The sequence below is a fragment of the Kitasatospora sp. NPDC057512 genome (genome assembly GCF_042802135.1).
GTDB lineage: Bacteria > Actinomycetota > Actinomycetes > Streptomycetales > Streptomycetaceae > Kitasatospora.
The window spans coordinates 1-6,348 of sequence record NZ_JBHVET010000518.1 but is presented as its reverse complement, the minus strand read 5'-3'; the positions used below and the strand labels follow the sequence as shown (position 1 = coordinate 6,348).

Genomic DNA, 6,348 nt, shown 5'->3' with positions numbered 1-6,348 from the left:
GGTGCGGAGCGGGCCCGGTCAGGCCCAGGCGAGGTGCTCGCGGTTGTGGGCGAGCAGGCGGTCCGTGAGCTGGTCGGCGAGCTCGATCTGGCCGACCAGCGGGTGGGCGAGCAGGGCGTCGAAGACCCGGTCGCGGCCGCCGCGCAGGGCGGCGTCGAGGGCGAGGTGCTCGTACGAGGTGACGGCGGCGACCAGGCCGGCGTACAGCGGCTCGACGGGCCGCTGCGGCAGCGGGCGCACGCCCCGCGCGTCCACCTCGGCCGGCACCTCGATGACGGCGTCGTCCGGCAGGAACGGCAGCACGCCGTCGTTGCGGGTGTTCACCACCTGCACGGACGTGCCGCCGCCGGTGCCGAGCAGTGCCGCGATCAGCTGCACGGCCGCCTCCGAGTAGAAGGCGCCGCCGCGCTTGCCGAGCAGCTCGGGCTTGGTGTCCAGGGCCGGGTCGGCGTACAGCTCCAGCAGCTGCCGCTCGATCTCGGCGACCTGCGCGGCCCGCGAACCCTGCTCCTTCAGCTCCGCCACCACGGCGTCGTGCTGGTAGAAGTACCGCAGGTAGTAGGACGGTACGACGCCGAGCCGCTCGATGACGGCCTGCGGCAGGTGCAGGTCCTCGGCGATCTCCTTGCCGTGCGAGGAGAGCAGCTCCGGGAGCACCTCGCGCCCGATCGCGGCGCCCGGCGCGTCCAGCAGGGTGACCCCGCGCTCCCAGGTGAGGTGGTTGAGCCCGACGTGGTCGAGCCGGACCAGCTCCGGGTCCACGCCCAGGTGCCCGGCGAACTTGCGCTGGAAGCCGATCGCGACGTTGCACAGCCCGACGGCCTTGTGGCCGGCGGTCTGCAGCGCCCGGGTGACGATGCCGACCGGGTTGGTGAAGTCCACGATCCAGGCGTCCGGGTTGGTCCGGCGCACCTGCTCGGCGATGTCCAGCACCACCGGGACGGTGCGCAGCGCCTTGGCGAGCCCGCCGGCGCCGGTGGTCTCCTGCCCGACGCAGCCGCACTCCAGCGGCCAGGTCTCGTCCCGGTCGCGGGCCGCCTGCCCGCCGACGCGCAGCTGGAGCAGGACGGCGTCGGCGTCCGCGACGCCCGCCGCCAGGTCCGTGGTCACCGTGACGACCGCGGGGTGGCCCTGCCTGGCGAAGATCCGCCGGGCCAGGCCGCCGATCAGCTCCAGCCGCTCGGCGGCCGGGTCGATCAGCACCAGCTCGCCGACCGGCAGGGTGTCGCGCAGCCGGGCGAAGCCGTCGATCAGCTCCGGAGTGTACGTCGAACCCCCGCCGACGATTGCCAACTTCAGTGCGGACATCAGCCCTTGACCCCTGTCAGTGTCACGCCTTCGATGAAGGCCTTCTGAGCGAAGAAGAAGAGGACGATCACCGGGGCCATCACCATCATGGTGGCGGCCATGGTGAGGTTCCAGTTGGTGTGGTGGGCGGCCTTGAAGGACTCCAGCCCGTAACTGAGCGTCCAGGAGTCGTGGTTGTTGCTGGCGTAGATCTGCGGGCCGAAGTAGTCGTTCCAGCAGTAGAAGAACTGGAACAGCGCGACCGCCGCGATGGCCGGCTTGGCCATCGGCAGGACCACCCGCAGCAGGGTGCGCAGGTCGCCGCAGCCGTCGATCCGGGCGGCCTCGATGTACTCCCTGGGGATGGTCATCAGGAACTGGCGCAGCAGGAAGATGGTGAACGCGTCGCCGAAGGCCATCGGGATGATCAGCGGCCAGAGCGAGCTGCTCAGACCCATCTGCTTGGACCAGAACAGGTACATCGGGATGACGGTGACCTGCGGCGGCAGCATCATCATCGAGATGACCGCCATCAGCGCCAGGTTGCGGCCGCGGAAGCGGAACTTGGCGAGCGCGTAGGCCACCGGCAGGCTGGAGACGACGGTCAGCACGGTGCCGGCCACGGCGTACAGCAGGGTGTTGCGCCACCAGGTGAGGAAGCCGGGGGTGTCCCAGACCTTGCCGTAGTTGCCCCAGTTCCAGCTGGTCGGCCAGTAGTCGGTGGTGAGCGCCTGCCGGTCCGACATCACCGAGGTGAGGAAGACGAACACGAAGGGCAGCAGGAAGAACAGTGCGGCGGCGATGGCCAGCGCGTGCACGGCCACCCAGTTGAGGGCCGCGCGGCGGCGGGCGGCCCGGGCGGCGGGTCCGCCGGGGCGGGAGGGGCCGGCCGCGGCCGGGGCCCTCGTGAGCGTGGTGCCAAGAGTCATGATCAGGTCCTCACGGGCCGCTAGTCGTCGCTCGCCATGAAGCCGGACCGGCGGCGGAGCAGGATCGAGGTGACGGCCATCGAGATGGCGAACAGCACCAGGGCGACGACGCAGGCCGCGCCGTAGTTGAAGCTCTGGAAGCCGAGCTTGTAGACCATCTGCGGCAGGGTCCAGGTGGAGCCGTTCGGGAAGCCGGGTTCGAAGGGCTGGCCGGAGCCGCCCGCGATGCCGCTGGCGACCTTCCCGGCGACGATCGCCTGGGTGTAGTACTGCATGGTCTGGATCACCCCGGTGACCACCGCGAACATGATGATCGGCGAGATGTTCGGCAGGGTGACGTACCGGAACCGCTGGAACGGGCCGGCGCCGTCCAGCGCGGCCGCCTCGTACTGCTCCCGGGGGACGTCCAGCAGCGAGGCCATGAAGATGACCATCAGGTCGCCGACGCCCCACATGGCGAGCAGGGTGAGCGCGGGCTTGGACCAGTCGGGGGAGGCGAACCAGCCGGGCTGCGGCAGGCCGAGCTCGCCCAGCAGGTGGTTGACCGGGCCGGTGCCGGGGTTGAACAGGAAGGCGAAGGCGACGGTGGCGGCCACCGGCGGGGCCAGGTACGGCAGGTAGAACGCGGTGCGGAAGAAGCCCGCGCCGGTCTTCACCTTGGTGATGAGCATCCCGATGCCCAGGCCGAAGACGACCCGCAGGGTCACCATCACGACGACCAGCCACAGGGTGTTGCGCAGACCCTGCCAGAAGGTCGGCAGGTTGTTGAAGACGTAGTCCCAGTTCTTCAGGCCGCTGAAGACCGGGGTGCCGAAGCCGTTGTACGAGGTGAAGGAGAAGTAGGCGGTGGAGACGAGCGGGTAGACGAAGAAGACGCTGAACCCGATCAGCCAGGGGGAGAGGAAGGCGAGGGTGCGGGCCGCCTCCCGGCGGCGCTTCCGGCGCAGCAGGTGCTGCGTGGAGGGCGCCGCCGGGCCGGTCGGTCCCGCGTCGGCCTCGTCGCTTCCCTTGCGGGTGCCGAACGCGAGTGACATGGGAGCTCCGTGGACCGTTCCCCGGCCTACTTGGCCTGGGCGATGTCGGTGTCGATCTGCTTGGCCGTGGCGGCCAGGCCCGCCTGGAGGTCGCCCTGCTTGCCGGACTCGTAGTCGTAGCCGAGGTTCTGCAGGGTGATGATGTAGCTGCCGCCGTTGACGGCCGGCGGGGTGGTGCCGGAGTGGGCGTTCTTGGCGACGTCCAGGAAGGTCTTGAAGTTCCGGTCGCTCACCAGCTTCGGCGAGTCCAGCGCCTCGAAGGTGCTCGGCACGTTGTGGATCGCGTTGGCGAAGCTCACCACCGCGTCGGTGTCCGTGGTCAGGTACTTGACGAACTCCCAGGCGGCGGCCTGCTTCTTGCTGGTGCTGGCGATGCCGATGATGGTGCCGGTCTGGTAGCCGCGGCCGTAGGTGTCGGCCTGGTCGTCCGGCACGGGGAAGGCGGCGGTGGCCCACTCGAAGTCGGGCTTGTCCTTGGCGAGCGAGGCGGTCCGCCACTCGCCGTCGAGGGCCATCGCGACCTGGCCGGTGTGGAAGGGGTTCTTGGCGCTGAACTCCTCGCCGAAGGTCGCGCGGAACTTCTCCAGCTTGTCGTAGCCGCCGAGCTGGTCGACCAGGCCCTTCTGCCACTTGAACATCGCGGCGACCTTCGGGTCGGTGGCGATGTTCGACTTGCCGTCGGCGCCGAAGTACGTGGCGCCGTACTGGCCGAGGAAGTGCTCGGTGGTGGACTCGTAGCCGTGGTACAGCGGCATGTAGCCGAGCTGCTTGAACGAGTCGCCGTCGGCGACGGTCAACTTGGCGGCGTCCTCGGCGAACTCGCTGAAGGTCTTCGGCGGGTTGGCGATGCCGGCGTCGGCGAAGGCCTTCTTGTTGTAGTACAGGCCGTACGCGTCGCCGAGCAGCGGCAGCGAGCACTGGTTGCCCTGGAACTGCGTGTAGTTGAGCATCGTGGCCGGGAAGGTCTTGGCCGGGTCGATGCCGCTCTTCTGGAGCATCGGCTTGAGGTCGACGAAGGCCTTGGTCGAGCAGAACATGCCGACGTTGTTGGTGGTGAACGAGGAGACCACGTCCGGCGCGTCGGAGCCGCCGGCCCGCAGGGCCTGGTTGACCTTGTCGTCCTCGAGGCTGTCCACGGCCTTGACGTGGATGTTGGGGTGGGCCTTCTCGAAGGCGGCGATGTTGTCGTTGATCGCCTTCTTCTCGTTCTCCTGGCTCCAACCGTGCCAGAAGGTGATGGTGACGTCCTTGCCGCCGGCCGAGTCGTCGGAGCCGCCCGAGTCGCTGGAACCGGTGCAGGCGGAGGCGAGCAGGGCCAGGACGGCGCTGCCGGCGACGGCGGCGACCGTGCGGCGGCCTCTGCGGGAGGTGGTGGCGTGCACTTCGGGATCCTCCTGGGGGTGCGCGGGCAGGCCTCGTTGCCTCGGGTCCCGCGTTCGGGGGTTGGGGAGAGGTGGGTGCAGGTGGCGAGGTGACAGGGGGAGCGTCAGTGGGTGGGCGCGTCGAGTCGATCGGTGGGGTGGGCGGATGTCAGTGGGTGGAGAAGACCGCCTCGCGGGCGTCGGACAGGGCACGTTGCAGGGCGCCGAGCAGGACCGGCGAACCGGACAGGGCACTGCTGCGGACCTCCGGCCGGGCGATGGAGATCCGCGCCAGTTCGTCCTCGACCAGCGCGCGCAGCCGTTCGCCGCCCGCGCTCGGCACCACACCGGAGAGGACCACCAGCTGGGGGTCGACGACGGCGACGATCACCGCCAGCCCGACGGCGAGCCGCCCGGCCAGCTCGGCGAGGAAGGCGTCGCCGGCGCCCGGGGTGGCCAGCGCCCTGGCGATGGACTCCTGCGCGGTGGCCGCGCCGAGCCCGTGCTCACGGGCCAGCGACCGGACGGCGGGCGCGCCGACCAGCGCCTGGAACCCGCCGAACTTGCGGCGGCGGGCGTCCCACTCGACCGGGGAGTCGGGCAGCGGCATGTAGCCGACCTCCCCGGCGCCGCCGGTGAAGCCGCGGTGCAGCCGCCCGGCGATCACGATCGCCGCGCCGACCCCGGCCCCGGCCCAGAGCAGGACGAAGTCCTCGAAGCCGGCCGCGGCGCCCGAGGACCGCTCGGCGACGGCGGCCAGGTTCACGTCGTTCTCGATCGACACCGGCGCGCCGATCGCCCCGGTCAGCTCCTCGACCAGCCGGGGCGAGTGCCAGCCCGGCAGGTGGGAGGCGTAGCGCAGCTTGCCGGTGACCGGGTCGGGGGCGCCGCCGACCCCGATCGCGACGGTGCGCAGGGCGCCCTCGGGCAGGCCGGCGGCCCGCACCGCCTCGGCCACCGCGGCGGCGACGGTGGGCACGGTCGCGGCGGCCGGGACGCCCTTGGTCGGCACGGTGTGCTCGGCCAGCGTGGTGCCCGTGATGTCGGCGACGGCGACCTCGATGCCGCTGTTGGTGACGTCCAGTCCGGCGACGTACCCGGCGGCCGGATTCACCTGGTACAGCCGGGCGTTGGGGCCGGGCCCGCCCGCCGTGGTACCGACCGGCAGGACCAGCCCGGCCGCCTCCAGCCGGGCCAGCAGCTGGGAGGCGGTGGGCTTGGACAGCCCGGTGAGGGTGCCGATCTGGGTGCGGGAGAGCGGCCCGTTCTCCAGCAGCAGTTCGAGGGCGGCGCGGTCGTTGATGGCGCGCAGCAGACTGGGGGTGCCGGCGAGGGGGGCCTTGGCGGTGCTCTTGGTCATGCCCGGCATCCTCCTCTTCCGGCTGGTCGTCGACGTCCCGCGAGTGGCCCGGGCGTGGGGATCGGGCGGGTTTCGGACGAACTGTTAGGAAACTTTCCAGTCGCTAGGGAAGGACCGTAAGCGCCCTGTCGTAGGGGTGTCAATGGTGGGCGGAGCGGAGGATGCCGAAGCGTTACCCGACAGCACGAAGCCCCGCCCCCACCGCGCCGGCAGCGGGGCTGACGCCCACTCGGCCCCCCAGGGAACTCCGTATGAAGAACAAAAACGGGCGTGTCGCCCTCCCCGGGAGAGGAGAGTGACACGCCCGCGAATCACGCATGAAAGCAGGCGGAGATTCTGGTGTGGCCCTTCGATGAGCCGAGGGGTCACACCAGAAG

The 6,348-nt window shown here is 70.7% G+C and carries 5 protein-coding genes; all 5 read right to left on the bottom strand.

The annotated features are described in order from the left end of the window. Positions 1-18 precede the first annotated feature (18 nt). Positions 19-1,299 carry a 6-phospho-beta-glucosidase gene (locus ACFU6K_RS27990; RefSeq protein ID WP_380667565.1) on the bottom strand — a complete coding sequence of 427 codons (1,281 nt, stop codon included), beginning with the start codon at positions 1,297-1,299 and terminating at the stop codon, positions 19-21. Between the two features lie 8 nt (positions 1,300-1,307). Next, on the bottom strand, positions 1,308-2,216 hold the full coding sequence (locus ACFU6K_RS27985) for a carbohydrate ABC transporter permease (protein ID WP_380667563.1): 909 nt from the start codon (positions 2,214-2,216) through the stop codon (positions 1,308-1,310). A gap of 20 nt (positions 2,217-2,236) precedes the next feature. After that, positions 2,237-3,250, bottom strand: coding sequence for a carbohydrate ABC transporter permease (locus tag ACFU6K_RS27980; RefSeq protein WP_380667561.1), 1,014 nt, complete (start codon positions 3,248-3,250; stop codon positions 2,237-2,239). Positions 3,251-3,276: 26 nt separating this feature from the next. Beyond that, positions 3,277-4,632: an ABC transporter substrate-binding protein gene (locus tag ACFU6K_RS27975; RefSeq protein ID WP_380667559.1), complete on the bottom strand. Its 1,356-nt coding sequence runs from the start codon at positions 4,630-4,632 to the stop codon at positions 3,277-3,279. Between the two features lie 148 nt (positions 4,633-4,780). Then, positions 4,781-5,971, bottom strand: coding sequence for an ROK family transcriptional regulator (locus ACFU6K_RS27970; protein ID WP_380667557.1), 1,191 nt, complete (start codon positions 5,969-5,971; stop codon positions 4,781-4,783). Positions 5,972-6,348 lie beyond the last annotated feature (377 nt).

Coding starts and splice junctions, on each gene's coding strand:
- ACFU6K_RS27970 (WP_380667557.1), bottom strand. CDS start 5,971: ATGACCAAGAGCACCGCCAAGGCCCCCCTCGCCGGCACCCCCAGTCTG.
- ACFU6K_RS27985 (WP_380667563.1), bottom strand. CDS start 2,216: ATGACTCTTGGCACCACGCTCACGAGGGCCCCGGCCGCGGCCGGCCCC.
- ACFU6K_RS27980 (WP_380667561.1), bottom strand. CDS start 3,250: ATGTCACTCGCGTTCGGCACCCGCAAGGGAAGCGACGAGGCCGACGCG.